The organism is Micromonospora inyonensis (assembly GCF_900091415.1).
GTDB lineage: Bacteria > Actinomycetota > Actinomycetes > Mycobacteriales > Micromonosporaceae > Micromonospora > Micromonospora inyonensis.
Window position 1 is genome coordinate 390,346 of sequence record NZ_FMHU01000002.1, and the last position, 24,941, is coordinate 415,286.

24 protein-coding genes are annotated in these 24,941 nt (G+C 72.9%); 11 read left to right on the forward strand and 13 right to left on the reverse strand.

What is annotated here, in order from left to right:
• Positions 1-72 precede the first annotated feature (72 nt).
• Complete coding sequence (locus tag GA0074694_RS16825) at positions 73-276, forward strand: hypothetical protein (protein ID WP_091459592.1); 204 nt, start codon at positions 73-75, stop codon at positions 274-276.
• Positions 277-318: 42 nt separating this feature from the next.
• Complete coding sequence (locus GA0074694_RS16830) at positions 319-624, forward strand: ROK family protein (RefSeq protein ID WP_091459593.1); 306 nt, start codon at positions 319-321, stop codon at positions 622-624.
• Positions 625-685: 61 nt separating this feature from the next.
• On the opposite strand, the gene GA0074694_RS16835 is transcribed toward GA0074694_RS16830, so the two are convergent.
• Together GA0074694_RS16835 and GA0074694_RS16840 are read right to left on the reverse strand one after the other, a co-directional pair.
• Entirely contained in the window at positions 686-1,591 is a 906-nt protein-coding gene (locus tag GA0074694_RS16835; protein ID WP_091463325.1) for a helix-turn-helix domain-containing protein, read from the reverse strand.
• A gap of 41 nt (positions 1,592-1,632) precedes the next feature.
• Positions 1,633-2,349: a class I SAM-dependent methyltransferase gene (locus GA0074694_RS16840; protein WP_091459594.1), complete on the reverse strand. Its 717-nt coding sequence runs from the start codon at positions 2,347-2,349 to the stop codon at positions 1,633-1,635.
• A gap of 315 nt (positions 2,350-2,664) precedes the next feature.
• On the opposite strand from GA0074694_RS16840, the gene GA0074694_RS16845 reads away from it, so the two are divergent.
• A complete protein-coding gene (locus GA0074694_RS16845) occupies positions 2,665-3,444 on the forward strand; it encodes an acetoin reductase (RefSeq protein ID WP_091459595.1) in 780 nt (259 codons plus the stop codon).
• 107 nt (positions 3,445-3,551) lie between these two features.
• Here GA0074694_RS16845 and fabF read toward each other — a convergent pair whose 3' ends face one another.
• The 5 genes from fabF to GA0074694_RS16870 form a co-directional block, all read right to left on the reverse strand.
• Complete coding sequence (fabF, locus tag GA0074694_RS16850) at positions 3,552-4,778, reverse strand: beta-ketoacyl-ACP synthase II (protein WP_091459596.1); 1,227 nt, start codon at positions 4,776-4,778, stop codon at positions 3,552-3,554.
• A gap of 1 nt (position 4,779) precedes the next feature.
• Positions 4,780-5,019: an acyl carrier protein gene (locus GA0074694_RS16855; protein ID WP_091459597.1), complete on the reverse strand. Its 240-nt coding sequence runs from the start codon at positions 5,017-5,019 to the stop codon at positions 4,780-4,782.
• 121 nt (positions 5,020-5,140) lie between these two features.
• Positions 5,141-6,085 (reverse strand): beta-ketoacyl-ACP synthase III, encoded by a 945-nt coding sequence (locus GA0074694_RS16860; RefSeq protein WP_091459598.1) that lies wholly within the window; start codon positions 6,083-6,085, stop codon positions 5,141-5,143.
• Positions 6,082-7,257, reverse strand: a complete 1,176-nt coding sequence (locus tag GA0074694_RS16865) for an acyltransferase domain-containing protein (RefSeq protein WP_091459599.1) — start codon at positions 7,255-7,257, stop codon at positions 6,082-6,084. The genes GA0074694_RS16860 and GA0074694_RS16865 overlap by 4 nt, the downstream gene beginning before the upstream one ends.
• 116 nt (positions 7,258-7,373) lie before the next feature.
• Complete coding sequence (locus tag GA0074694_RS16870) at positions 7,374-8,711, reverse strand: PucR family transcriptional regulator (RefSeq protein ID WP_091459600.1); 1,338 nt, start codon at positions 8,709-8,711, stop codon at positions 7,374-7,376.
• On the opposite strand from GA0074694_RS16870, the gene GA0074694_RS16875 reads away from it, so the two are divergent.
• Positions 8,668-9,300: a phosphatase PAP2 family protein gene (locus GA0074694_RS16875; protein ID WP_091459601.1), complete on the forward strand. Its 633-nt coding sequence runs from the start codon at positions 8,668-8,670 to the stop codon at positions 9,298-9,300. The two genes, GA0074694_RS16870 and GA0074694_RS16875, sit on opposite strands and share 44 nt — an antisense overlap.
• 275 nt (positions 9,301-9,575) lie before the next feature.
• Positions 9,576-9,902: a hypothetical protein gene (locus tag GA0074694_RS16880; RefSeq protein ID WP_091459602.1), complete on the forward strand. Its 327-nt coding sequence runs from the start codon at positions 9,576-9,578 to the stop codon at positions 9,900-9,902.
• A 110-nt stretch (positions 9,903-10,012) separates the two neighbouring features.
• On the opposite strand, the gene GA0074694_RS16885 is transcribed toward GA0074694_RS16880, so the two are convergent.
• On the reverse strand, positions 10,013-10,597 hold the full coding sequence (locus GA0074694_RS16885) for a hypothetical protein (protein ID WP_245715000.1): 585 nt from the start codon (positions 10,595-10,597) through the stop codon (positions 10,013-10,015).
• Positions 10,598-10,879: 282 nt separating this feature from the next.
• Here GA0074694_RS16885 and GA0074694_RS16890 point away from each other — a divergent pair, with 282 nt between their 5' ends.
• Together GA0074694_RS16890 and GA0074694_RS16895 are read left to right on the forward strand one after the other, a co-directional pair.
• Positions 10,880-11,500 carry a copper resistance CopC family protein gene (locus GA0074694_RS16890; protein WP_091459604.1) on the forward strand — a complete coding sequence of 207 codons (621 nt, stop codon included), beginning with the start codon at positions 10,880-10,882 and terminating at the stop codon, positions 11,498-11,500.
• Between the two features lie 168 nt (positions 11,501-11,668).
• The gene (locus tag GA0074694_RS16895) at positions 11,669-13,444 is read left to right on the forward strand and encodes a transposase (protein WP_176737983.1); all 1,776 of its coding nucleotides are present in this window, start codon (positions 11,669-11,671) and stop codon (positions 13,442-13,444) included.
• 86 nt (positions 13,445-13,530) lie between these two features.
• Here GA0074694_RS16895 and gltX read toward each other — a convergent pair whose 3' ends face one another.
• The 4 genes from gltX to GA0074694_RS16915 all read right to left on the reverse strand — a co-directional run bounded on the left by gltX (position 13,531) and on the right by GA0074694_RS16915 (position 18,400).
• Positions 13,531-14,940, reverse strand: a complete 1,410-nt coding sequence (gltX, locus tag GA0074694_RS16900; protein WP_091459606.1) for a glutamate--tRNA ligase — start codon at positions 14,938-14,940, stop codon at positions 13,531-13,533.
• 135 nt (positions 14,941-15,075) lie between these two features.
• The gene (locus tag GA0074694_RS16905) at positions 15,076-15,669 is read right to left on the reverse strand and encodes a hypothetical protein (RefSeq protein WP_091459607.1); all 594 of its coding nucleotides are present in this window, start codon (positions 15,667-15,669) and stop codon (positions 15,076-15,078) included.
• Between the two features lie 85 nt (positions 15,670-15,754).
• On the reverse strand, positions 15,755-17,026 hold the full coding sequence (locus GA0074694_RS16910) for an MFS transporter (protein ID WP_091463326.1): 1,272 nt from the start codon (positions 17,024-17,026) through the stop codon (positions 15,755-15,757).
• 36 nt (positions 17,027-17,062) lie between these two features.
• Positions 17,063-18,400 (reverse strand): GH1 family beta-glucosidase, encoded by a 1,338-nt coding sequence (locus GA0074694_RS16915; protein WP_091459608.1) that lies wholly within the window; start codon positions 18,398-18,400, stop codon positions 17,063-17,065.
• Positions 18,401-18,585: 185 nt separating this feature from the next.
• Between GA0074694_RS16915 and GA0074694_RS16920 the strand changes: the two genes are divergently transcribed.
• On the forward strand, positions 18,586-19,032 hold the full coding sequence (locus GA0074694_RS16920; protein ID WP_091459609.1) for an SRPBCC family protein: 447 nt from the start codon (positions 18,586-18,588) through the stop codon (positions 19,030-19,032).
• A gap of 166 nt (positions 19,033-19,198) precedes the next feature.
• Here the strand turns inward: GA0074694_RS16920 and aceE are convergent, their stop codons facing one another.
• Positions 19,199-21,949, reverse strand: a complete 2,751-nt coding sequence (aceE, locus tag GA0074694_RS16925; RefSeq protein WP_091459610.1) for a pyruvate dehydrogenase (acetyl-transferring), homodimeric type — start codon at positions 21,947-21,949, stop codon at positions 19,199-19,201.
• Positions 21,950-22,222: 273 nt separating this feature from the next.
• On the opposite strand from aceE, the gene GA0074694_RS16930 reads away from it, so the two are divergent.
• From GA0074694_RS16930 to GA0074694_RS16940, 3 genes are all read left to right on the forward strand, one after another.
• A complete protein-coding gene (locus GA0074694_RS16930) occupies positions 22,223-22,681 on the forward strand; it encodes a hypothetical protein (RefSeq protein ID WP_091459611.1) in 459 nt (152 codons plus the stop codon).
• 95 nt (positions 22,682-22,776) lie between these two features.
• On the forward strand, positions 22,777-23,181 hold the full coding sequence (locus GA0074694_RS16935) for a YjbQ family protein (protein WP_091459612.1): 405 nt from the start codon (positions 22,777-22,779) through the stop codon (positions 23,179-23,181).
• Positions 23,182-23,239: 58 nt separating this feature from the next.
• Complete coding sequence (locus GA0074694_RS16940) at positions 23,240-24,883, forward strand: DUF4139 domain-containing protein (protein WP_091459613.1); 1,644 nt, start codon at positions 23,240-23,242, stop codon at positions 24,881-24,883.
• The last annotated feature ends 58 nt before the right edge of the window (positions 24,884-24,941 follow it).

Consider the following 24,941-nt stretch of genomic DNA (forward strand, 5'->3'; position numbering starts at 1 on the left):
ACCGTACCGGTACGGGTCGGCCCGTACCCCCGTGAAGGTGGACCAGCCCAGCCGGGACTGCGAGCTGAGGTCTTGATCGCCGCCGCCGTCCGTCCCGAGCAGGTGCTCGACCGGGCCCAGGTCGACGGTCCCGGCGCGCAGGCCGTACGGGCCCAGGTGGCGACCCTGCGGGTCGCCTTCGACGCCGTCGCCGACCGGCTCGGCACCGTCCGGGACCGGCTGGCCCGGGCCGACGCCGCGCTCGACGCCGTCGCCGCCGAGCGAGCAGCCCGGTGAGCGCGCGTCCCGTCGCTGGACCGGCTCGCCGACGAGCAGGGGGTGCCGGGTGGCGCGGCCGGGCTGTCCGCCGCCGCCGCGCGTCCCGGCCCGGCCCGGGACGCGCTCACCGCCCGGGTCGACGAGTTCGCCCGCCACCTGGCCACCTGCTGCCGGCTGCTCGACCCTCAACGGGTGGTGCTGGTCGGCGGGGTGGCCGGCAGCGGCCTGATCCGGGGCCTGTTGACCGAGCGACTTGGTGCGGTGCTGCCCTACCGGCCGGAGGTGGTGCTCTCCCGGTTCGCCGACGCTGCCGCCCTGCACGGTGCGGTGATCCTCGCCCGGGAGGCGGTGCCCGCGTCCCGTTGACCGCCCCCCCCGACGCCGGCGTGTGCAAAGGGGGACGCCGGCACCGGGAGGACGGCGGCGGTCAGCGGGCGGCGCGCAGCGCCTCGATCAGCCACTCGAACACCGGCACCATCGGCGGGAACGGTGGCCGTCGGTGGAGCACCCCGACCAGCTCCCAGTACCGCTCCACCCGTCGGTCCGTGAAGGTGGACATCCGGTCGGCCAGCGCGACCCGCTCCCCGGTGGAGAGGGCCGGGTCGACGATGCGGTCGACGACCTCCCGGGCGGCGGGGGAGTCCGGGGCGATGCCGGCGGCGAGCGCCTCCCGGGCCGGGGTCACGTCGGGCATCGGCTCCGGCGGGGTGTCCCCACCGGCGGCCCCGGCCACCGCCATCTCCCGGGCCCGGCGACGGAACGCCGGGTCGCGCACCAGTTCGGCCAGCTCCACCCAGGCGTCCACCTCCTCGTCGGTGGGGTCGTCCGGCAGGTCGGCCGGGACGGCTCCCCGCATCGCCGTGGCGATGCCGCCGGCACGGGAGTCGGCGTCGATGCCGGCGAACACCTCCGTCACGAAGTCGTCGATGATCTGTTGCCGTTCCCGGGCGGAGAGTCGGGCCAGGTCGTGCATGAGTCTCAACTCCTCGGTCGTGCTTCCGCGACGGACGACCGACCGCAGCACCGCCCGACGCAGCCGCAGCGTCCGGATCTCGGCGTCCAACGCCCGGACGTGCGCCCGCGCCACCTCCGGCACGCCGGCCTGCCGGCCGAGGATCCGCCGGACGTCGTCCAGGCCGATGCCGAGGTCCCGCAGCGTCCGCAGCAGGTCCAGACGGGCCACGGCGGCGGCGTCGTAGAGCCGGTAGCCGCCGCCGGACCGGGTGGTCGGCGGCAGCAGTCCCTCGTCCGACCAGAACCGGATGGTGCGTACGGTCAGACCGGTGCGGTCGGCGAGCTGCCCGATGGTGAACAGCTCGGTACGGTCGTCCACGACCACAGCGTGCACCCTCCAGCCACTGGAGACTCAAGCTCTCAGTCGTCGGTGGGACGGTGGGCGCGCAGCACCAGCGACACCCCGGGCAGCCCTTTCACCGGCAGGTACCGTTCGGCGGTGATGATCGCCCGGAGCCCGAGGTTGACGACGGCGGGCAGGTCGTCCAGGTCGCTGCCGGTCGAGGTGCGCCGCCGCCACGCGGCGACCGGCCGCAGCAGCACGTTCCAGCTCCACAGCTCGTCGACGACCAGGCCGGCCTTCTCCACCGTCGCCCGCAGCGACTCCCGGTCGTAGCGGCGGACGTGCCCGACCGCCACGTCGTGCGCCGACCAGAGCCGCATGTCGCACGGTACGGCGATCAGCGCGGTCCCGCCCGGCCGCAGCGTCCGGCGGATCTCGGCGGCGGCGAGATGGTCGGCGTCGACGTGTTCGAGGATGTCGAAGGCGACCACCAGGTCCAAATTGGCGGAGCCGACCGGCAGGTGCCGGGCGTCGGCCCGGATCACGTCCAGTCCCCGCTCCCGGGCCACCCCGGCGCCCTCCGCGCTGTATTCCAGCGCGACCGGTCGCCAGCCGTACGCCCGCAGCACGCGGGTGTTGCCGCCGCCGGCCGCGCCGATGTCCAACGCGCGGCCGGGGCGCTGACCCGAGGTGGACAGCCGGCGCAGCGCCCGAGCCAGCAGCGCCCGACGCTCGCGGTACCACCAGTGGGTGTCCTCGAGCGCGGCGAGCTTGCGGATCTCGGTCGCTTCCACACGTACTCCTCGCAGAACGGGCGCACTCACCCTAACCGCGCCCGCCCCGGCACCATCCCCGCCCCGGCGCCCTGCCTGCCCGGGCTGCTTCGGTAGCAGGGGCCCCCTGCAGGCGATTTCTGCACTGCAAGGTGCCCTTCCTACCAGCGGGGCAGGGGCGGACGGCGGACCGAGCGCAGGAAGCGGCAGAACGGTTCGGCTGGGGCCAGAAGGGGCGGCCACGGCCGCGCTGCGGCGGGCAGGCGCCTCCTTCAGGAGAAAACGCCCACCGGCTACCCGCTGACGTTTACGCTCCAAGGCACAAAGGGGGCGATTATGGGCATTCAGGGCAAAGTTGCGGTCGTTACGGGAGCGGGTCGGGGGATCGGTCGGGCGATCGCCCTGCGGCTGGCGGACGACGGTGCCGACGTGGCCGTGAACGACGTTCGGGCCGAGGGGGCCGAGGCGGTAGCCGAGGAGATCCGGGCACGAGGCCGACGGGCCGTCGCGGTGCCGGCCGACGTCAGCGACCGGGACACCGTCTTCGGCATGATGGCGAAGGTGGCTGACGACCTCGGTCGCGTCGACGTCATGGTCTCCAACGCCGGCATGGCGCAGATCAAGCCGCTGACCGAGGTGACCTCCCAGGACCTGGAGCCGCTCTTCCGCCTGAACGTCTTCGGCGTCCTCTACTGCATGCAGGCCGCCGTGGCGCAGATGCAGAAGCAGGGCAGTGGCGGAAAGATCATCAATGCCGCCTCGATCGCGGGGCACTCCGCGTTCGACTACCTCGGCGCGTACTCGGCGACGAAGTTCGCGGTGATCGGGATCACCCAGGCCGCGGCGAAGGAGCTGGCGCAGTTCGGGATCACGGTCAACTCCTACTGCCCCGGGATCGTCGGCACGGACATGTGGGAGGCCATCGACCAGAAGCTCAGCGGCTACCTCGGCCTGGAGCAGGGCGAGGCGCTCAAGAAGTACGCGGGCGGGATCCCGCTCGGCCGGGTCGAGACCCCGGAGGACGTCGCCGCCTTCGTCTCCTACCTGGCCGGTCCCGACTCGGACTACATGACCGGCCAGTCCGTGGTGATCGACGGCGGCCTCGTCATGCGCTGACCGGCCGGACCGTGCGGAAAGGCCCCGCTGTCGCGGCCGACAGTGGGGCCCGGAATCCGTCGGGCGGTGACCCGTCACCGCAGGGTGTCCCCGTGGACGCCGTGACCTCAGACCCGCGTGAAGACGAGCGCCACGTTGTGCCCGCCGAAGCCGAACGAGTTGTTCAGCGCGGCGGGGACGTCCATGTGGCGCGCCTTGTTGGCGACCACCTCCAGGTCGAGGCCGTCGTCCGGGTCGTCCAGGTTGACGGTCGGCGGGATGACACCGTCGCGGATCGTGAGGATCGTGGCGATCGACTCCAGCGCGCCGGCCGCGCCGAGCAGGTGCCCGGTCATCGACTTGGTCGCGGTCAGCACCGGGTGGTCACCGAGCGCCTTGTGCAGCGCCACCACCTCGGCCATGTCGCCGACCGGGGTGGAGGTGGCGTGCGCGTTGACGTGCACGATGTCCTGCCGGTCCACGTCGGCGTCGACGATCGCCTTGCCGATGGCCCGGATGGCGCCCGCGCCCTCCGGGTGGGGCTGCACGATGTCGTACCCGTCGGAGGTGATACCGGCACCGGCGAGCCGGGCGTAGACCCGCGCGCCGCGCGCGGCGGCGTGGTCGGCGCGCTCCAGGACGACGATGCCCGCGCCCTCGCCGAGGACGAAGCCGTCGCGGCCCTTGTCCCACGGCCGGGAGGCGCGTTCCGGATCGTCGTTGCGGGTGGACATGGCCCGCATCGAGGCGAAACCGGCCATCGGCAGCGGGTGGATGACCGCCTCGGTGCCGCCGGCCACCACCACGTCGGCCCGGCCGGCGCGGATCATGTCCAGGCCGAGTGCGATCGCCTCCGCGCCGGTGGCGCAGGCGCTGGCGACCGCGTGGACGCCGGCCTGCGCACCCAGCTCCAGCCCCACCCACGCGGCGGGACCGTTCGGCATCAGCATCGGCACGGTGTGCGGGGAAACCCGGCGAGGGCCGGACTTCTCGAGGATGTCGTCCTGGTTGAGCAGCGTCACCGCGCCACCGATCCCCGAGCCGACGCTCACCCCCAGCCGCTCCGGGTCGAGCCCGGAGTCGGCCAGGCCGGCGTCCGCCCAGGCCTGGTGCGCGGCGATCAGGGCGATCGCCTCGGACCGGTCGAGCCGGCGAAGCTTCACCCGGTCCAGCAGTCCGGCCGGGTCGACCGCGAGCTGCGCGGCGATCCGGACCGGCATCTGTCCGGCCCACTCCTGGGTGAGCGCACTCACCCCGGAGCGGCCGGCGAGCATGGCGTCCCAGGTCGACGTGACGTCCCCGCCCAACGGGGTCGTCGCGCCGAGCCCGGTGACGACGACGTCGGTGCGACTCATGTCAGGACTGCGCCTCGATGTAGCTGACGGCGTCGCCGACGGTCTTGAGGTTCTGCACCTCGTTGTCGGGAATCTTGACGCCGAACTTCTCCTCTGCCGCCACCACGACCTCGACCATGGAGAGCGAGTCGACGTCGAGGTCGTCGGTGAACGACTTCCCCTCGGCCACCTCGTCCGGGTTCACCCCGGCCACCTCTTCGAGGATCTCGGCGAGGCCGGTGGTGATCTCGTCACGGGTCATTGGTTGTGTTTCCTCTCCATGTGGGTTGTACGCACGCACCCGGCGGTGGTAAGGCCGGGTGGGAACGACGCGGTGGGACCGCGCCGGACATCAGGGCGACGCGGTGGGGCCGCGCCGGACATCAGGGGCAGCGGACGACCTGACCGGCGTAGGTCAGCCCACCGCCGAAGCCGAACAGCAACACCGGGGCGCCCGAGGGCACCTCCCGCCGTTCGACCAGCTTGGACAGGGCCAGCGGCACGCTCGCCGCCGAGGTGTTGCCGGACTCGACGATGTCCTTGGCGATGACGGCGTCCGTGATGCCCAGCCGTCGGGCGATGCCGTCGATGATCCGGGCGTTGGCCTGGTGCGGCACGAACGCGGCCAACTCCTCCGGGCGTACGCCGGCCCGCTCGCAGGCCTGAAGGGCCAGCGGGGCCAGTTCGGTGGTGGCCCAGCGGAAGACCGCCTGCCCCTCCTGCTGGACGTACGGCCGCCAGCCCTCGATCCGGACCGCGTCGCCCTTCTCCGGGACCGAACCCCACACCACCGGGCCGACCCCGGCCGGCTCGCCCTCGGCGGTGGCGGTGACCACCGCCGCACCCGCCCCGTCGGCGAAGATGATGCAGGTCGAGCGGTCCGTCCAGTCGACGAAGTCGGAGAGCTTCTCCGCGCCGATGACCAGCGCGTTGCGCGACGCGCCGGCCCGGATGGCGTGGTCGACGGTGCCCAGCGCGTACGCGAAGCCCGAACAGGCGGTGTTCAGGTCGAACGCGCCCGGCGCGTGGATGCCCAGCCGGGCGGCGACGCGGCAGGCGACGTTCGGGCTGCGGTCGACCGACGTGCAGGTGGCCACGACCACGAGGTCGATGTCGGCGGCGGTCAGCCCGGAGTTGGCCAGCGCCTTGTCCGCGGCGGCGGAGGCCATGTCGGCCACCGTCTCACCGTCGGCGATCCGCCGGCTGGCGATGCCCACCCGGTCCCGGATCCACTCGTCGTTGGTCTCCACGAGCTGGGCGATCTCGTCGTTGGTCACCACCCGCGAGGGCTGGTAGTGGCCGAGGGAAAGGATCCGGCTTCCGCTCACGGTTGGTGTCCTCCGATACGGACGAGCGGCTGGCCCGGGGCGACCGGGTCGTCGTGGTGGGCGAGCCACTCGGTGAGCAGCCCGCCGTCGTGCGCGGTCACGTCGACCGGCCCCTGCCGGGTCGAGACGTGCCCGATGACCTGGCCGGGCTCGACGGTCCCGCCCTCGGCGAGACCCCCGGCCGGCGCGAAGGTGCCGGCCACCGGCGCGACCACCACGCGGAGCCGGCTGGTCGGCTCGCGGCGGGGTGCACTGCCGTGCCGTGCGATCAGGTCGCGGGCGGCCGGCAGGTCGTCCGGGGTGTTCAGGGTGACGAGTTCCGGCAGTGCGTCGGAGCCCTTGAACTCCCGCTTGATGACGTTGTTCAGGGTGCCGGCCGGGGGAAGCTCGATCACCCCGGTCACCCCGAGGTCGACCAGGGTCGCCATGCAGAGGTCCCACCGGACGGGGGCGGTGACCTGACGGACGAGGCGCTGCACCATCTCCGGGCCGTGTGCCACGGCGGTGCCGTCGAGGTTGGACAGCAGGATCCGGGCCGGGGCCCGGGTGGTGATACCGGCGGCGACGGCGGCGAGCGCGGCCTCGGCCGGAGCCATGTACGGCGTGTGGAACGCCCCGGCCACCTTCAGCCGCATGATCCGCGCGCCGGACGGTGGTTCGGCGGCGAGCTTGTCGAGGCCCTCGGTGGCACCGGCGGCCACCACCTGACCGGTGGCGTTGCGGTTGGCCGGGTGCAGCCCGTGCTTCTCGATGACGGCGAGCACCTCGTCGACGTTTCCGCCGAGCACGGCCGCCATGCCGGTCGACTCCAGCGCGCACGCCGCCGCCATCTCCCGGCCACGGACGCCCGCCAGGGCGATCGCCGCCTCGGCGGGGAGCACCCCGGCCAGCGCGGCCGCGGCCAGTTCGCCGACGCTGTGGCCGGCGGTGAGGCCGACGTCGTGCATCGGCAGGTGCTCGGCGGCGAGCAGCGACGCCGCGACGAGCAGCGGCTGGGTGCGGGCGGTGTCCTTGATCTCGTCGGCGTCGGCGGCGGTGCCGAGGTGGACCAGGTCGACACCGGACAGCGCCGACCACCACCGCAGCCGGGCCTCGGTGCCGCTGAGGTCGAGCCACGGGGTCAGGAAGCCGGGCTTCTGCGAACCCTGGCCAGGAGAGAGTACGGCGAGCACGTCTATGACTCTGTCTGAATCTTGGCGACCGTGTGGTGTCGGCAGGCACCAAACCGCACTAGAACCTTTGGAGGGATCCTACAAAAACCCCTGGTTCGGTGTCGTCCGGTCCGGGCTCAGCGGTCCTTGCCGCGCTCGCTTCCCGGCGGCCCGGGGAGTACCGGCGTGACCGGGTCCAACCGGCCCACGGTCAGCGCCACCTGGAGGGCGAAGGCGTCCCGGGGCACCAATGGGGACAAACCGGTCACCTCGGCGATCCGGCGCAACCGGTACCGCACCGTGTTCGGGTGCACGAAGAGAGCGCGTGCCGTGCTCTCCAGCACCCCGCCCGAGGCGAAGAACGCGTCCAGGGTCTCCAGCAGTTCGCCCGCGGCACGTACCAGGGTGGCGTAGTAGTCCTGACGCAACCGGCGGCGGGCCTCGGCGTCCCCGGCCAGCGCCCGCTCGGGCAGCAGGGCGGCGGCCTCCACCGGGCGCGGCGCCGCCGGCCAGGCCGGAGCCGCCCGGTATCCGGCCAGCGCCGAGCGCGCGGACTCGGTCGCCTCGTCCAGGCTCGGCACGGCGGGACCGACCACCACGGGCCCGTCGCCGAACGCCGGCAGCAGCTTCTCGGTGGCGGCCAGCGGGTCGGCCGCGCCGCCGAGCACCACCACCAGCCGGTCGCCGTGCACCCCGCCGATCACCCCGACCCGGATCCGCCGGGCCAGCCGGTAGACGGTGTGCAGCACGGCGGCCACCTCCCCACCGGGGGAACGGCCCACCGCCACCGCCACCGGGGGCGCGTCCGCCCAGCCCAGCGCGGCGGCCCGACTGGCCAGCACGTCCGAGGAGTCCCCGCGCAGCAGCGCGTCCACCAGCAGGGCCTGGAGCCGGGCGTCCCAGGAGCCCCGCACCTCGGCGGCGCGTGCGTACGCCCGCGCGGCGGCAAAGGCGATCTCCCGGGAGAACCGCAGTACGACCTCGCGCAACTGCTGCTCCTCGCCGTCGGCGGCCAGGTGGGGGACCTGCTCCTCCACCACGTCGATGGTCACCTTGATCAACGTGACGGTCTGCTGGAGGCTGATCGACCGGGCGAGGGCCTGCGGGGCGATGGCGAAGACCTCGTCGGAGACCTCCTGGGTGCTGTCCGCCCGACCGCCACCGTCGCGCAGCCACTGCACCAGTGAGCGGACGCCGGCCTGGGCGACCAGCATCACCCAGGACCGCTGGTCGGCCGGAAGCGCCCGGAACCAGGGCACGGTCTCGTCCATCCGGGCCACGCTCGCCGTGGCCAGGGCTCCCGCCGCGCGTTCGATCCGGCGCAGCGTGGCGGGCAGTTGCGTACCCCCCGGCTCGGTTCCCACCGCCCTAGCCTGACACGCGCCCCGCCGGCCCCGGCCTCCGAGTCCCGGCGACGTGCCATCATTGACGATGATCGCGCGCCCGCCGCTGTTCCTGCCGCTGCTCGCCCTCACCGCCCTGCTCGTGCTGGCGGTTCCGGTCCTCACCGACTGGGTGCCGCTTCACCGCGCCGACCGCGCGCTCAGCGAGACCTTCCGGGGGTACGGCGACCACCGCCCCGGGCTGGTCTCGGCCCTGCGGATCCTCACCGACGTGGCCGCCACCATCCCGTTCCTGGCCGCCGGCGGGCTCGCCGCCCTCACCCTGCTCGCCCGGGGCCGCCGCGCGGCGGCCGTGTTCTGCGCCACGGTCACCGGGACCGTGCCCGTGCTCTGGGGACTGGCCCACTGGCTGCTGCACCGTCCACGTCCGCTGGACGGCTTCGTCACCGTCACCAGCAACGGGTTCCCGAGCGGGCACACCAGCAACGCCGCTGCCGCCGCCCTGGTCGTCGTGCTGCTCGCCTGGCCCCGGCTGGCCCGCACCGGGCGGCTCGTGGTGGTGACGGCGGCCACGGCCTTCGCGGTGTTCGTCGGCCTGACCCGGGTGGCGCTGCTGGCACACTGGCCCACGGACGTCCTCGGTGGCTGGCTGCTGGCGCTGGTCGTCGTGCCGCTCGTCGCGTACGCCGTCCGGGAGCGGGCTCCCGCCCGGGCGGGTTGACCGCCCCGCCCGGGCGGTCCTGAAGGGCCCTGCGCGGGGGCCGTTCGTCGCCCCGGTCGACCTGCGGTCCGCCCCTGCGGGGAGAGGATCCCCACCCGATCACGCGTCGATGGACATTGCGCATGCGACGTACCGCTGGACGCGTCCGGCCAGTACGGTGACAGGGCACGGCACGGCGCGTGGAAATTCCACGGACGTGATCGTGCGATCCGTCGCCGGGCGTGAGCGGGCGACGGGGTGGAACAGGGCCGGGGGCGAGCGTGAGGAGACCGGAGATGCCGCACGGGGAGGCCGAGCACGGCTGCGCCCAGGGCGACCCCTGCCGGTCGGGTCACCACGACCAGCAGTCGCCCGGCAAGCACCACGTCCACCGCCGGTCTCCGGTGGGTACGCCGCAGCTGGCCGAGCCGGTCGTCCGGCCCGCCGAGGAGGATCCCCCGGTGCCCCGCCAGCGGGTCGCTGACTGTGTCGACCCGGAACCGGTGCCCCAGGCGTCCTGCCGCAGCGACCTGCCGGGCTGGGCCGGTGCCCACCGGCACGGGCCGGTCCGGCCGAGCCAGCGCGCCACCCGACGGGAGCGTCCGCCGCGACGCTGGTGCTGACCAGCCGCCACGACCGCCCGCGACCGCCGATCGGGGCGACACGGCCGGTCACGACACGACACCGGGCGCCCCCGGTGGGAACACCCGGCGTCGGGACGGGACGTCGGTGGTCAGCGGGTGCGGCGCCGGATCAGCAGCGCGATGCCGGCCAGCCCGATCGTGATGACGATCACCACGCCCGCGTTCAGCAGCAGCAGGCGCTGCAACTCGCCGAGCGCCTGGTCGATGTCCCGGCCCGGGTCGAGGGACTCCTCCGGGAGCATCCGCTCGCCACCGCCGACCCCGCCGCTGACCGTCTCGATCTGCCGGGGCAGGGGGACGCCGGCCGTCCGCAGGGTCTCCGACATGTTGAGCCGGCCGAGGAACCAGCCCGCGTGGGCCTTGACCGCGTTGGGCTGCTTGGCCGGACGGTAGGCCCGCGGACCGCCCCTGGCGAGCGGGTAGAGGTCGAAGGTCTGCCGTGGCTGGTCGCCGGCCAGCACCACGACCGTGTACTTCGGGCCGAGGTCGGCGGCCTTGGGACCCGAGGGCGCGCCGTCGGCGGCGAACCAGTTGACCTGGTCGATCACCGCCGTCACGTGGGCCGGGTCGACGTCGGCCCGCAACCGCAGCGGTTCGGCCAGCCCTTCGCCGGTGATGTCCACCCCGGGCGGCGCGGGCTTGGGCGCGGCGTGCGCCGCTTCGACCGGCATCATCGCCACCAGGACCGCCCCGACCGCCGCGACGAGTAGCCGCCTCACCCTCCGGACCACTGCCGCCTCCTCGCCCCGCTTCGATGGATGGCCTTGCTGCAGGTCACGCGCTGACTGGGGATGGCACGAGCACGCCGGGCAGGGCCGGGAGTACATCTCTCAGACTCCGCCGGCCGTCGATCGGTTGCAGCTTCCAGAACAGTATTTTGAACTATGTGCGATCTCAGCCCGACTAACGACAGGACGTGTGATCGGTGGGCGGATCGTACCTTTACGGAGGGATGCATGGGGGGCAGGGTCCTACGGCTGGCGGGTTGGCTGGTCACGATCGGCGTGGCGCTGGTGGTGTCGTTGTGGTCGGCGGCACCGGCCGCCGCGCACAACTCGCTGACCGGCAGCAGCCCTGCTGACGGTGCACGGTTGGCGCAGGCTCCGACCCGGATCGAGCTGCGTTTCCTCGCTCGACTCGATCCGAACAGGACGAAGATCACAGTAACCGGACCGGACAACGTGCCGGCGTCCCGGGGTGCCCCGACGGTGAACGGCTCCCGGGTGCGCGTGACCTTCGTGCCGGGCGCGGCCGGGCTCTACATCGTCGACTACCGGGTCAGCTCGGCGGACGGCCACCCGGTCAGTGGCGAGATCCGGTTCACGCTGACCACGGGCACCCCGGCCGACCCGTCACCGTCCCCCACGGCGGTCACCGGGCCACCCCCGCCACCCACGCCGGTCCCGGTGGACCCCACCCCGTCGACCGCCGGTGCCTCGGCCGCGCCGGCCGCCGACACCGACCCCGGTGACGACGACGGCACGCCCGCCTGGCCCTGGGGAGTCGGCGCCGTCGCCGTGCTCGCCGGGCTCGTCGCCGTGCTGCTGGTCCGCCGCCGTCCCCGGTCGGCCGGCTGAGCGGTCGCGTGCCGCGACGGCCCACCGGGTTTTGACCCCGGGGACGATCCTGGTGGTTAATTCGCGACGCGCCGGTCGGGGTGACGGCCCCGGGCCGTAGTGTGGGTGATGGTGTCGGTTCGCTGCCGGTGTTTCTCCCTTCGTCCCGGCTGCGGGATGGGGATTGTGGTGTCTGTGCAGCCCGCGCCGTGGCCGGAGCCGGACCGGCGGATCGCGGCGGCGATCGCGGCGAAGTATCGGGGTCGGCGTGCCCGGCCGTTGGCGGTGCAGATCCGTGACCGGCTGGGTGAATGGCTGCATGATGCGGACTTCGTCGCGGCGTTCGGGGTTCGTGGCCGGCCGGGTTGGTCGCCGTCGCGGTTGGCGCTGGTGACGGTGTTGCAGCGGGTGGAGAATCTCACTGACCGGCAAGCGGCCGAGGCGGCGCGTAACCGGCTGGACTGGCAGTATCTGCTCGGTCTGCCGTTGGACGATCCAGGGTTCGACCACACGGTGCTGGCCGAGTTCCGCACCAGGGTGGCCGACGCCGGTCTGGAACACCTCGTGCTGGACGCGTTGCTGACCCGGCTGGCCGAGGCTGGTCTGCTCTCCGCTGGCGGCAAGCAGCGCACCGATTCCACACATGTCGCCGCGGCGGTGGCCGCGCTCAACCGTCTGGAACTGGTCGGGGAAAGCATCCGGGCGGCTTTGGAGGCCCTGGCCGCGGCGCATCCACAGTGGCTGGCCGGGCGGATCTGCGTGCCGGATTTCGCCGATCGTTATGGCAGCCCGATGACCGGTTGGCGGCCGCCGGTCTCGCAGGCCAAACGCGACGCACTGGCGATCGTCTACGCCCGCGACGGCTACCGGCTGCTGGAGGCGGTCCACGACCAGCACGCACCGGCCTGGCTGGCCCAGATACCGGCGGTGGACGTGCTGCGCCAGGTACTGGTGCAGCACTACACCCGCACGGTCACCAGTCGCGGGCGGGAGGTGATTACCCGGCGGGAGAAAGCGCCTGAGGGCGACGGTCTCCCGCCCGGCCATATCCGCATCGCTTCCCCGTACGACACCGATGCCCGGTGGGGTGTCAAACGAGAAGAGTTCTGGCTGGGCTACAAACTGCACGTCACCGAGACCTGCGACGACGCTGCGCCGTGCGGCTGCCGACAGCCCGGCGGGCACACCCCGGCAGGGCGACCGGGGCGCACCGGCGACAGGCACGAGGCCGCCTGCCCACAGCTACGGCCGAACCTGATCACGCATGTAGCCACCACCGACGCGACCGTGACCGACAACCGGATGACCGAACCCATCCACGACGCCCTCGCCGATATGAGCCTCACCCCCGGCCGGCACTACCTCGACTCCGGCTACCTGTCCGCCGCGCTCGTGGTCTCCGAACTCGCCCGGCACGGCATCACGCTGATCGGCCCGTTGCTGGCCGACTGTTCCGCCCAGGCCCGCGCCGGCAAGGGCTACGCCCGCGCCGACTTCACCATCGACTACGACACGCGCACCGTGACCTGCCCACAAGGCAGAAAGGCCACCTCCTGGACACCGTGCACCCAGTACGGCAAGCCCGCCATCGTGGCCACCTTCGCTACCAGCGACTGCGGCCCCTGCCCCGCCCGGACCCTATGCACCACCGGAAGACGACGACAACTGTCCCTACTACCCCGGGAACTGGCCGAGGCCCAGACCACCATCCGGGCCGCCGAACACACCCTCGGCTTCCAAGCCGACTACGCCCGCCGTGCCGGAGTGGAAGGCACCATCCACCAAGCCATCTCCCACGGCGCCCGCCGCGCCCGCTACCGCGGACTACCCAAGACCCGCCTCGACCACATCTTCATGGCCTGCGCCCTCAACCTGCTCCGCCTCGAAGCCTTCTGGAACGGAACACCACTGGACCGACGAAGAACCAGCCACCTCTCACGCCTCGAACTCGGCCTCGCTGCATGACCCGTAATTAACCACCAGGATCGGGGACCGACGGCGACAGCCGCCGTACGGGCGGGCCCGCCCGCCGGCTGTCGTGACGCGTACGGTCAGGGAAGCCGGACCCGGGCGGCGCGCAACCGGGCCAGGGTGCGGTCGCGGCCGAGCACCTCCATCGACTCGAACAGTGGCAGCCCGACGCTGCGGCCGGTCACCGCGACCCGGACCGGGGCCTGGGCCTTGCCGAGCTTGAGCCCACGCTCCGCGCCGACCGCCTCCAGGGTCGACTTGAGCGACTCCGCGTCCCAGGTCTCCAGCGCCTCGAAGGCGGCGGTCGCGGCGTCCAGCAGCGCGCCCGAGCCCTCCTTCATCGCCTTCGCCCAGGCCGCCTCGTCGACCAGCGGCGAGGCGAGGAAGAGGAAGTCCACATTCGGCACGATCTCGCTGAGCACCGCGATCCGCGTCTGCGCCAGCGGGGCGACCGCCGCGAAGGCGTCCGCGTCGAACTCCGCCGGCTGCCACGGCGGCGGTGGGATCGTCGCGGTGCCGGTGAGCCACGGCTGGCAGGCGGCGACGAACTCCTCGACCGGCAGCGCCCGGATGTACTCACCGTTGAACGCACGCAGCTTCTTCTCGTCGAAGAAGGCGGGGGAGGGGTTGACCTCCTCCAGCCGGAACTCCTCCTCGATCACCGACCACGGGACGATCTCCCGGTCGCCGGAGGGCGCCCAGCCGAGCAACATCAGGTAGTTGCGCATCGCGGCGGCGAGGTAGCCCTCGTCCCGGTACGCCTCCAGGGCGACCTTGTCGCGGCGCTTGGAGAGCTTCTGCCGCTTCTCGTTCACCACCACCGGCACGTGCGCCCACACCGGCGGCCGCACGCCGAGCGCCTCCCAGAGCAACTGCTGCTTGGGGGTGTTCGGCAGGTGCTCCTCGGCCCGGATCACGTGGGTGATCCCCATGGTCATGTCGTCGACCACGTTGGCCAGCAGGAACACCGGCGAGCCGTCGCCCCGGGCGATGACGAAGTCCTCGATGAGCTTGTTCTCGAAGGTGGGCTCGCCCCGGATCAGGTCGACCACCTTCGTCACGCCCTCGTCCGGGGTGCGGAAGCGCAGCGCCCGTCCCTCGCCCGGCTCCAGGCCCCGGTTCCGGCAGAAGCCGTCGTAGCCGGCGTACTGGGAGCCACTGCGGGCCTGCACCGCCTCCCGGGTGCAGTCGCAGTAGTACGCCCGGCCGGACTCGCGCAGGCGCCCGGCGGCGGCCCGGTGCTCACCGGCGTTCTGCGACTGGAAGTACGGCCCCTCGTAGGAGCCGCGCGCGATGCCGATCCAGTCCAGCGCCGACAGGATGCCCTCGGTCCACTCCGGCCTGTTCCGCGCCGCGTCGGTGTCCTCGACGCGAAGCACGAACACCCCGCCCTGCTGCTTGGCATAGATCCAGTTCTGGAGGGCGGAGCGGGCACCGCCGACGTGGAACATACCGGTCGGAGAGGGGGCGAATCGCACACGTACCGTCACGCCGTCCAGCGTACGGCTGCTGCGTCCTGGTGGAAGGAGGGGCCCCTTGTTACCGCTTTTTGTCGTGCAGGGGGCCCCTGCTACCACCTCGGCGGCGCGACCGCACAACCTGCCGCCACCGCCCGTGCCGCCGTGTCAGCGAGCGAAGGCCGGCAGCGCGGCGAAGTCGGGATGCAGCTCGACCTGTTGGGCGAGTTGGGCCATCACCTGACGTACCCGGCTCAGGGGATGCTGCGGGAACTGCGCGTCGTACGCCGGGTCGTCGGCGACGTGCGACGGCAGGCCGCCCTCGCCGTCGGGTCCGTACGGGTGGGGCCTGAAGTAGTCGGCAGGACCGACCTGGCTCATGACCAACGCTTCCCGCTGGCCGGTCGGCCCGCTCTCGGCGGCCTGCACCCGCAGCACCGCGCTGCATGCCGCCTTCGGCACGATGTAGCTGCCCAGGAAGGCCTGACCGTGGGGCTGGTGGGGCAGTTTGACCTTGATGATCTGGCGGAGCGCCGGCTGGCCGCCGACCGACATGACGTCGGCCTCGATCAGCGCACCGCCCTGCCCTGCTGCCGTCCCTGCCAGCCCACGCTGGAGGGCGGGCAGGTCCGTCAGCGGGGCGGGCAGGTCGGGAACGAGGTTGAAGAAGACCGGCTGGATGATGATCCGCTCGTCGTTGGCCCAGGTGTCCGCAGCCACCTGCTGGAATCCGTCGAGGAGGAAGTGCTCAAAGGGGTGCATGGGCTTCGATCGTGCCAGATCGTCAGCCACGGACCGGCACTGAGGGACGGTGGCACCGGCGCGGGGAGCGGCGGCGGGCGGCTGCTCAGCGGACCGTACGGATCCGCAGCACCAGGACGCTGCCGAGCAGGGTCACCAGCGCGGTCGCCCCGTACAGCGCCGGGTAGCCACCGAGGTGCACCACGATCGGGGCGGAGATCGCCGGACCGAGCACCTGGGGTGCGGAGTTGGCGATGTTGATCACGCCGAGGTCCCGGGCGCGGTCCGCGGCGGCCGGCAGGACCTGGGTGATCAGCGCGGCGTCCACCGACAGGTAGACGCCGTAGCCCGCGCCGAGCAGCAGCGCGGCGACCACCACGGCCGACCAGACCGGCGCGGCGGCGAGCAGCAGCGCGGCTCCCGCGATCACCACCCCGGCGACGACCACGAAGACCCTCCGCCAGCCGGTCCGGTCCGACAGCCACCCGGCGAGCACGGTGGTGGTGGCGAGTCCCGCCGTGTAGAGCAGGATCAGCACGAGCAGCGCGCCGTCCGGGTCGGGGTGGCGCACCCCGTCGGTGAGGAAGTACAGCAGATAGAGGGTGCCCAGCGCGTTGCCGAGCTGGATCAGGAACCGGGTGATCCAGGCCCAGCCGAAGTCGGGGTGCCGGCGCGGGCTGACGGCGGCCAGCAGCGCGCGGGGGCTCAGCGGGGGCCGGTGCGCGCGGGGCAACGGGTCGTCCGGGGTGAACAGGGCGAAGGGAAGGGCGAGCACCAGCACGGCCACCGCGACCGCGAGGTAGCCGGCGGCGTGGCCGGTGACCAGCGTGGTAACCAGCAGCACCCCGAGCACCAGTCCGAGCGGCTGGGGGATCCCGACCCAACCGGAGACCGCGCCCCGCTGGGCGACCGGAACCCGGTCCGGCACGGCCGTGGTGAGGCTGGCCAGCATCGCGTTGAAGCAGACCTGGGCGGCGACCCAGACCACCGTCACGCCGAGGATGGTCCGCTGCTGGGCCAGCAGCACCAGGGCGAGAGCGCCGACCAGCGCGCCGCCGGCCGTCCACAGGTGCCGGCGACCGAGGCGCCGGCCGGCGACCCGGCCACCGGTACGGTCCGACAACGCGCCGGCCAGCGGGTTGGCCAGCACGGCGGCGAGCGCCCCGGCCCCGGTGACCACCGCGAGCATCGTCTCCTTGGCGTCCGGGGCGATCCGCTCGACCTGCTGCGGCAGGAGCACCTGGAGTGGGGTGAAGAAGGCCATCCAGAGGCCGAGGTTGGCGGCGACGAGCAGGGCGATCCAGCCGCGCCGTACCGGCACGGTCGGTTCGGCGAGCGCGGCCGGCGGCGCACCGGGGATCGGGTCGACGGCGCTCACCACGGCCCGCCGCCCACCATCACCCGGTCCACCGGGTCACGCCCCGTGTCGTCGGCTGCGGGCGATCACGTCCCGGTACCAGGCGTACGACGACTTCGGGGTGCGCGCGAGGGTGTCGGCGTCGACGTGCACCAGGCCGAACCGCTTGGTGAAGCCCTCCGCCCACTCCCAGTTGTCCAGCAGCGACCAGACGAAGTAGCCGCGCACGTCCACGCCCTCGTCGACGGCGGCCCGGAGCGCGCGCAGGTGACCGTCCAGGTAGGCGATCCGCTCCGGGTCGTGCACCCGCCCGTCGGCGTCGGGTTCGTCGTCGTACGCGCAGCCGCTCTCGGTGATCTCGATCGGGGGCAGTGCGTCGCCGTACCGGTCACGCAGGCCGACCAGCAACTCGCGCAACCCCTCCGGGACCACCGGCCAGTCGAAGGCGGTGCGCGGGTACCCGTCCAGCTCGGCCAGCTCGAACGGCAGCGGCGAGCCCTCCTCGGGGGCGCGGACGGCGGTCGGGTTGTAGTAGTTGACGCCGAGCACGTCGATCGGCGCGACGATGGTCGCCAGGTCCCCGTCGCGGACGACCTCCGGCCCGGGGTCGAGACCGGGCGGGTAGCCGAGGCCGAGCACCGGGTCGGTGAACAGCCGGTTGTGCAGCGCGTCGTACGCCTCCCCGGCGGCCCGGTCGGCGTCGGTGTCGCCGAGGACCCGCACCGGCGCGTAGTTGTTGGTAAGGGCGACCGGGCTGGTCGTCCGGGTGCGCAGGGCGGCGACGGCCAGGCCGTGCCCGAGGAGCTGGTGGTGGGCGGCCGGTACGGCGTCGACGAGGAGCTGCCGGCCGGGGGCGTGGGTGCCCAGGCCGTAGCCGAAGCTCATGTGCACGAACGGTTCGTTGAGCGTGATCCAGAGGCGTACCCGGTCGCCGAGGCGGGCGGCGACCAGGTCGGCGTACTCGGCGAAGCGTCCGGCACTGTCCCGGTGCAGCCAGCCGCCCGCGTCCTCGACAGGCTGCGGCAGGTCCCAGTGGTAGAGGGTGGCGACCGGGTCGATGTCCCGGGCCAGCAGCGCGTCCACCAGGCGGTCGTAGAAGTCCAGGCCGCGCGGCGAGGCCGGGCCGGAACCGGATGGCTGCACCCGGGGCCAGGCGACCGAGAACCGGTACGCGGAGATGCCGAGCCCGGCCATCAGGGCGACGTCCTCGGCGTACCGGTGGTAATGGTCGCAGGCGACGTCCCCGCTGCTGCCGTCGGCGATCCGTCCCGGCCGGTGGGCGAAGGTGTCCCAGATCGACGGGCCGCGACCGTCGGTGTCGGCGGCGCCCTCGACCTGGTAGGCCGAGGTGGACACTCCCCAACGGAAGCCGGCGGGGAACACGGGCGTCTGCATGCACCCTCCACGCAACGTGAAACGTATTCAGGACTCTAGATCGCCGCGCGGGGATGCGCCATGGGGTGCCGGGACGTTTTCGTCAAGGGATTTCGGCGTGTCTTTTCCAAACCCGTCCACATCTGTCCGTTTTGGCGCATAGAGTGCGGAATATCGTGGGATGTCCTCAGTGGGGGAAGACAGAGATGATCCTCGTGGAACGCAGTGCGCACGTGGCGGCGCCGGTGGAAGCGGTCTGGGACGTGGTGCAGCGGGCCGAGCAGTTGCCGGCCTGGCTGGCCGGCGTACGAGCGGCCGAGGTGCTCTCGGGAGAGGGCTACGGTCGCCGGCAACTGGTCCAGGCCGGGCGCGGCGCGGCGCACGAGGCGGAGGTGATCGCCTTCCAGGAACCCAACCTCATCGGTTGGCGGGAACGGGCCAAGGGCGCCGGTGCCCGGGCGGAGGCGCGCACCGAGATCTACGTCCAGCTCACCGCCGACGAGGAGGAGGGCGGCACGGTCGTCCGCCTCATCGTCGTCCGCTGGCCGGCCGGTCCGGTCAAGGCGGCCCTGCTCCGGCTCGGCCTGCGTCGGGTCGGCGCCGACCTGGAGGATTCGCTCGCCCGGCTGACCGACCTGGCCGCCGTCGGCTGAGTCGGGCCCGATCCCGGCGTCACCCGCGACGACGGTGGCCCGGCGTCCCCGCCAGGGACCCCGGGCCACCGTCGTTCGCCGTCACTGGTGGGGGGTGCCCGGCGTGGACCGGGAAGGGCCCGGCGCGGTCTCCACCACGCCGGGCCCTTCCCGTCGTACGTGTCGGTCAGGAGTCGCCGCCGGTCTCACCGACCGGCGCGGCGTTGACGTCTCCGATCGCGTACTTGCGGGCCGCCTCGGCCGGGACCTCGGCCGGCACCGCACCGCGCAGCGCCAGCTGCCGCAGCGTCGCCACGGCCACCGACTCGGCGTCGACGTGGAAGTGCCGGCGCAGCGCGTGCCGGGTGTCCGACATGCCGAACCCGTCGGTGCCCAGCGAGGTGTAGTCGCCCGGTACCCAGCGGGAGATCAGGTCCGGTACGGCGCGCATCCAGTCGCTGACCGCGACCTTCGGCCCCTGGGCGTCGGCCAGCTTCTGCTGGATGTACGGCACCCGCTGATCCCCGCCCGGGTCGAGCAGGTTGTGCTCCTCGCACTCCACCGCGTCGCGGCGCAGCTCCGTCCAGGAGGTCACCGACCAGACGTCGGCGGCCACCCCCCAGTCCTGGGCGAGCAGCTGCTGGGCCTTCAGCGCCCACTGCATGCCCGTGCCCGAGGCCAGGATGTTCGCCCGGGGGGCCTCGCCGTGGGAGTTCACCGAGGGCGCGGGAGAGTAACGGTAGATCCCCCTGAGCAGCCCCTCGACGTCCACGTCGGAGGGTTCGGCCGGCTGGAGGATCGGCTCGTTGTAGATGGTCAGGTAGTAGAAGACGTTCTCCTGCGCCTCGCCGTACATGCGGTGCAGGCCGTTCTCGACGATGTGCGCGATCTCGAACGCGAACGCCGGGTCGTACGCGACCACCGCCGGGTTGGTGGCGGCGATCAGGTGCGAGTGACCGTCCTCGTGCTGGAGGCCCTCACCGTTGAGCGTGGTCCGCCCGGCGGTCGCGCCGAGCACGAAGCCCCGGGCCATCTGGTCGGCCGCCGCCCAGAACCCGTCGCCGGTGCGCTGGAACCCGAACATCGAGTAGAAGATGTACAGCGGGATCATCGGCTCGCCGTGCGTGGCGTACGCGGAGCCGGCCGCGGTGAACGACGCCACCGAACCGGCCTCGTTGATCCCCTCGTGCAGGATCTGCCCGGTGGTCGACTCCTTGTACGACAGGAACAGCTCCCGGTCGACCGAGGTGTACTTCTGCCCGTGCGGCGAGTAGATTTTCTGCGTCGGGAAGAGGGAGTCCATCCCGAAGGTGCGGGCCTCGTCCGGGATGATCGGCACCCAGCGCCTGCCGAACTCTGTGTCCTTCATGATGTCCCTGAGCAGCCGGACGAAGGCCATCGTGGTGGCCACCTTCTGCTTGCCGGACCCACGCTTGACGTCGGCGAACCGCTCGCTGCCCGGGATGGCCAGGGACTTCTGCTCCGTCCGGCGGGACGGCAGGTAGCCGCCGAGTTGCTGACGCCGCTCCTTGAGGTACGACATCTCCTCGGAGGAGTCGTCGGGCCGGTAGTACGGCGGGAGGTACGGGTTCTCCTCCAGCGCCTTGTCCGGGATGTCCAGGTAGAGCCGGTCGCGGAAGGTCTTCAAGTCCTCCAGCGTCAGCTTCTTCATCTGGTGGGTGGCGTTACGCCCCTCGAAGTGCGAGCCCAGCGTCCAGCCCTTGATCGTCTTGGCCAGGATGACCGTCGGCTGCCCGGTGTGCTCCATCGCCGCCTTGTACGCCGCGTAGAGCTTGCGGTAGTCGTGCCCGCCCCGCTTGAGGTTCCAGATCTCGTCGTCGGAGAGGTGCTCGACCATCTTGCGGGTCCGCGCGTCGCGGCCGAAGAAGTGCTCCCGCACGTACGCCCCGGACTCCGCCTTGTAGGTCTGGTAGTCGCCGTCCGGGGTGGTGTTCATCAGGTTGACCAGCGCGCCGTCGGTGTCCGCGGCGAGCAGCGGGTCCCACTCCCGACCCCAGACGACCTTGATCACGTTCCAGCCGGCGCCCCGGAAGAACGCCTCCAGCTCCTGCATGACCTTGCCGTTGCCCCGGACCGGTCCGTCCAGCCGCTGGAGGTTGCAGTTGATCACGAAGGTGAGGTTGTCCAGCTCCTCGCGGGCGGCCACGCCGATCGCGCCGAGCGACTCCACCTCGTCCATCTCGCCGTCACCGAGGAACGCCCAGACGTGCTGCTGGCTGGTGTCCTTGATGCCCCGGTGGTGCAGGTAGCGGTTGAACCGGGCCTGGTAGATCGCGTTCAGCGGGCCGAGACCCATGGAGACCGTCGGGAACTCCCAGAAGTCCGGCATCAGCCGGGGGTGCGGGTACGACGGCAGCCCGCCACCGGGGTGGGACAGCTCCTGGCGGAAGCCGTCGAGCTGGTCGTCGCTCAGCCGCCCCTCCAGGTACGCGCGCGCGTACATGCCCGGGGAGGCGTGCCCCTGGTAGAAGATGTGGTCGCCGCCACCCGGGTGGTCCTTGCCCCGGAAGAAGTGGTTGAAGCCGACCTCGTAGAGCGAGGCGGAGCTGGCGAAGGTGGAGATGTGCCCGCCCACGCCGATCTCGGGGCGCTGCGCCCGGTGCACCAGCATCGCCGCGTTCCACCGGATGTACGCCCGGATCCGCCGTTCGACGTGCTCGTCACCCGGGAACCACGGCTCGCGCTCCGGCGGAATGGTGTTGATGTAGTCGGTGGTGGTCAGCGACGGCACCCCCACCTGACGCTCGCGGGCCCGCTCCAGCAGGCGCAGCATGACGTAGCGCGCGCGCTTGTTCCCGCGCTCGTCGATGACACCGTCGAGCGACTCGACCCATTCGCTGGTTTCGTCAGGGTCGATGTCCGGAAGCTGGCTCGGCAGACCGGCGGTGATCACCGGGCGCTTGCGTTCCGTGGCCACAGGCGTTCCCTCAGTTGTGTGTGGGATAGGTCTCTAGCATCATCCTGCCCTCTGGTGGCGTCCCTCGTCACGTCTGTCTCCCCGAGACGCGACGCTGAACACAGATACCGGCCAGTAACTTTCGAGCGGGTCGCGACCGCTCGCCCGCCTGGCCGGAGGTACGCTTCCCGAGCCGGCGGCCGGGCCCCGGTCCATGCCCCGAGCGTCGGCCGACGGCCCCGCCCCGGCGGTGTCCGCGCTGGATGGCTTGCCTGCCGTTCCTACCGTGGGCGCATGACGATCCGACGTGCTCTGGCCGGTGCCCTCGTCCTGGTCGGTGGCCTCACCCTGATGGTGACGGTTCTCGGCATGCTCGGTGGCAACGGCGCCCTGGCGCCGTTCGCGTTCCTCGGGCTGGTGCTGGGCGGGGTGGGCATCCGGCTGCTGGCCGATCCCCGTCGGTCGCGGCCCGGTGCCCGCTGGCCGCGCGGCGGGTACGTGGTCGCCGCCGGACAGCCGTACGCCGCCCCGACCGGGGACGTCGGGTGGTACGGCCCCGCCGACACCGACCATTCCCACCGGAGCCCCTCCAGCGGCCACCCGGGCGCCTCGGACGGTGCCCACCACAGTGGCTCCGACAGCGGCTCCTCCGGAAGCGGCTGGTCGGGTGGCGGTGACAGCGGCTCCTCCGGGGGCGGCTGGTCGGGTGGCGGCGACAGCGGTGGCTGGTCGGGCGGCGGCGACAGCTACTGACTCCACGGACCCGCCGCGGGCTGACTCCACGGACCCGCCGCGGGGCGACTCCACGGACCCGCCCCGGGCCGCGCGGGCTGCGGCAGAATCGGCGTATGCGCAGTGAGGTGATCACGGTCCAGACCGGTTCCCGGCCCACCGTCCGGGACATCACCGCCGAGGCCGAGCGGTTCGTCTCCGGTCAGGGCGACGGACTGCTGCACGTCTTCGTGCCGCACGCGACCGCCGGGCTGGCGATCATCGAGACCGGCTCCGGATCCGACGACGACCTGCTCGGCGCACTCGACGACCTGCTGCCCACCGACGACCGGTGGCGGCACCGGCACGGGTCACCCGGGCACGGCCGGGACCACGTGCTCCCGGCGTTCGTCCCGCCGTACGCGACGGTGCCGGTGCTCGGTGGCCGGCTCGCCCTCGGCACCTGGCAGTCGATCTGTCTGGTCGACACCAACGGCGACAACCCGACCCGGCAGGTCCGCTTCTCCTTCCTCCCCGGCTGACCTGCCTCCTCCGGTGCGGGGTGCGGCCGGGGTGCGGAACGCGACTACGCTCGCGCCGATGAAGGCAGAGAACGTCGACGCACCCATCGCCGCGGTGACCGTCTACGCCGACCGGGCCCGGGTGACCCGGCGCGGCACCGTCCCCCTGGACGCCGGTGAGCACCGGCTGCGGATCGGGCCACTCCCGCTCGGCCTGCGCCGCGACTCACTGCGGGTCGGGGGCCGGGGGCCCGCCACCGTCCTCGGGGTCGACCTGGTCACCCGGCACCAGTCGCGGAGCACCGACGAGCAGGCCGCCGAGCTGGAGCAGCGCCGTCGGGCGCTCACCGACGAACTGGCCGCGCTGGACGGCGCGGACGCCGTCGAGGCCCAGCGCGCGGAGTTCCTCACCCTGCTGTCCCAGCGCGCCGGTGGGACGTACGCCCGGGCACTGGCCAGCGGTGACGCGGCCCCGGCGGACGCCGTCGCCTTCGCCGACCAGGTCGCCGGGCAGCTCACCGCCGGGCACGAACGGAAGCGGGAGCTGGCCCGGCGGCGGACCGACGTGTCCGAGTCGCTCGCCGTCGTCGACCGGCAACTCCAGGAGGTACGCGCCAAGCGGGCGCCGGACCGCCTGTTCGCCGAGGTGACCGTCCAGGTCACCGCCGAGACCACCCGCGAGACCACCCCCACCGCCGCCGGGTCCACGGCCGCCTCCGTCGCCGATCTGGAGCTGGAGCTGACGTACGTGGTGGACGGCGCCCGCTGGCAACCCTCGTACGACCTGCGGCTGGTCGACGAGGTGGTCACGTTGACCTGGTTCGGGCTGGTCAGCCAGGAGACCGGCGAGGACTGGCCGGAGTGCCGGCTCGAACTCTCCACCGCCCGACCGGCGGTGACGGCGACCGTGCCCGAGTTGTCGCCCTGGTACCTGGACCGGGTCCGGCCGCTGCCCCCGCCGCCGATGCCGATGGCGGCGATGCCCGGCGGTGGGCTCCCGAAGCCCGCCGCGCCGCCCGGGGCGTTCGGCGCGGCGGAATCCGCCCGGGCCGGCACGGCCCGGTCCGCCCCGGTGCGGCAGAGCGTCGCCGAGGTGGAGCAGGGGCTCGCCGCCGCGACGTACCGGCCGGCCCGACCGGTCGCGGTGCCGGCCGACGGCACCGCGCACCGGGCGACGGTCGCGGTGCTGGACCTGCCGGCGACGCTGGACCACGTCACCGCGCCGGTCCGCGAGCCCACGGCCTACCTGCGGGCGACCGTCCGCAACACCTCCACGCACACCCTCCTGCCCGGCCCGGCGGCGATCTTCCACGGCGCCGACTTCGTCGGCAGCACCCGGTTGCGGGCCTGGGCACCGGGCGAGGAGACCGAGCTGGCGCTCGGCGTGGACGACCGGGTGCGGGTGGAACGGAAGCTGACCCGGCGCAGCGACACCCGCGCCACGCTGGGCTCGACGCGGCGCCGGGACGTGGAGTACGTGGTCACCGTCGCCAACCACACGCCGCGCGTGGCGACGGTGACCGTACGGGACCAGCTGCCGGTCTCCCGGGACGAGGGCGTGGTGGTCCGTGAGGCGCGGCTCGACCCGACCCCGGACGAGCGTACGGAACTCGGTGAGCTGACCTGGCGGCTGCGGCTCGCGCCGGGCGGCACCGGCGAGGTGACCCTGGGCTTCCGGGTGGAGGTGGCCAAGGGCGTCGACCTCGCCGGCTGGCGCGACTGACCCGCAGGATCGCGGAGGAGCCCCGGGTGAGCGTCCGGGGCTCCTCCGCCCCATCTCA

Coding starts and splice junctions, on each gene's coding strand:
- GA0074694_RS16845 (WP_091459595.1), top strand. CDS start 2,665: ATGGGCATTCAGGGCAAAGTTGCGGTCGTTACGGGAGCGGGTCGGGGG.
- fabF (WP_091459596.1), bottom strand. CDS start 4,778: ATGAGTCGCACCGACGTCGTCGTCACCGGGCTCGGCGCGACGACCCCG.
- GA0074694_RS16855 (WP_091459597.1), bottom strand. CDS start 5,019: ATGACCCGTGACGAGATCACCACCGGCCTCGCCGAGATCCTCGAAGAG.
- GA0074694_RS16875 (WP_091459601.1), top strand. CDS start 8,668: ATGATCGCGCGCCCGCCGCTGTTCCTGCCGCTGCTCGCCCTCACCGCC.
- GA0074694_RS16880 (WP_091459602.1), top strand. CDS start 9,576: ATGCCGCACGGGGAGGCCGAGCACGGCTGCGCCCAGGGCGACCCCTGC.
- GA0074694_RS16885 (WP_245715000.1), bottom strand. CDS start 10,597: ATGATGCCGGTCGAAGCGGCGCACGCCGCGCCCAAGCCCGCGCCGCCC.
- GA0074694_RS16890 (WP_091459604.1), top strand. CDS start 10,880: ATGGGGGGCAGGGTCCTACGGCTGGCGGGTTGGCTGGTCACGATCGGC.
- GA0074694_RS16905 (WP_091459607.1), bottom strand. CDS start 15,669: ATGCACCCCTTTGAGCACTTCCTCCTCGACGGATTCCAGCAGGTGGCT.
- GA0074694_RS16915 (WP_091459608.1), bottom strand. CDS start 18,400: ATGCAGACGCCCGTGTTCCCCGCCGGCTTCCGTTGGGGAGTGTCCACC.
- GA0074694_RS16920 (WP_091459609.1), top strand. CDS start 18,586: ATGATCCTCGTGGAACGCAGTGCGCACGTGGCGGCGCCGGTGGAAGCG.
- GA0074694_RS16930 (WP_091459611.1), top strand. CDS start 22,223: ATGACGATCCGACGTGCTCTGGCCGGTGCCCTCGTCCTGGTCGGTGGC.
- GA0074694_RS16935 (WP_091459612.1), top strand. CDS start 22,777: ATGCGCAGTGAGGTGATCACGGTCCAGACCGGTTCCCGGCCCACCGTC.
- GA0074694_RS16940 (WP_091459613.1), top strand. CDS start 23,240: ATGAAGGCAGAGAACGTCGACGCACCCATCGCCGCGGTGACCGTCTAC.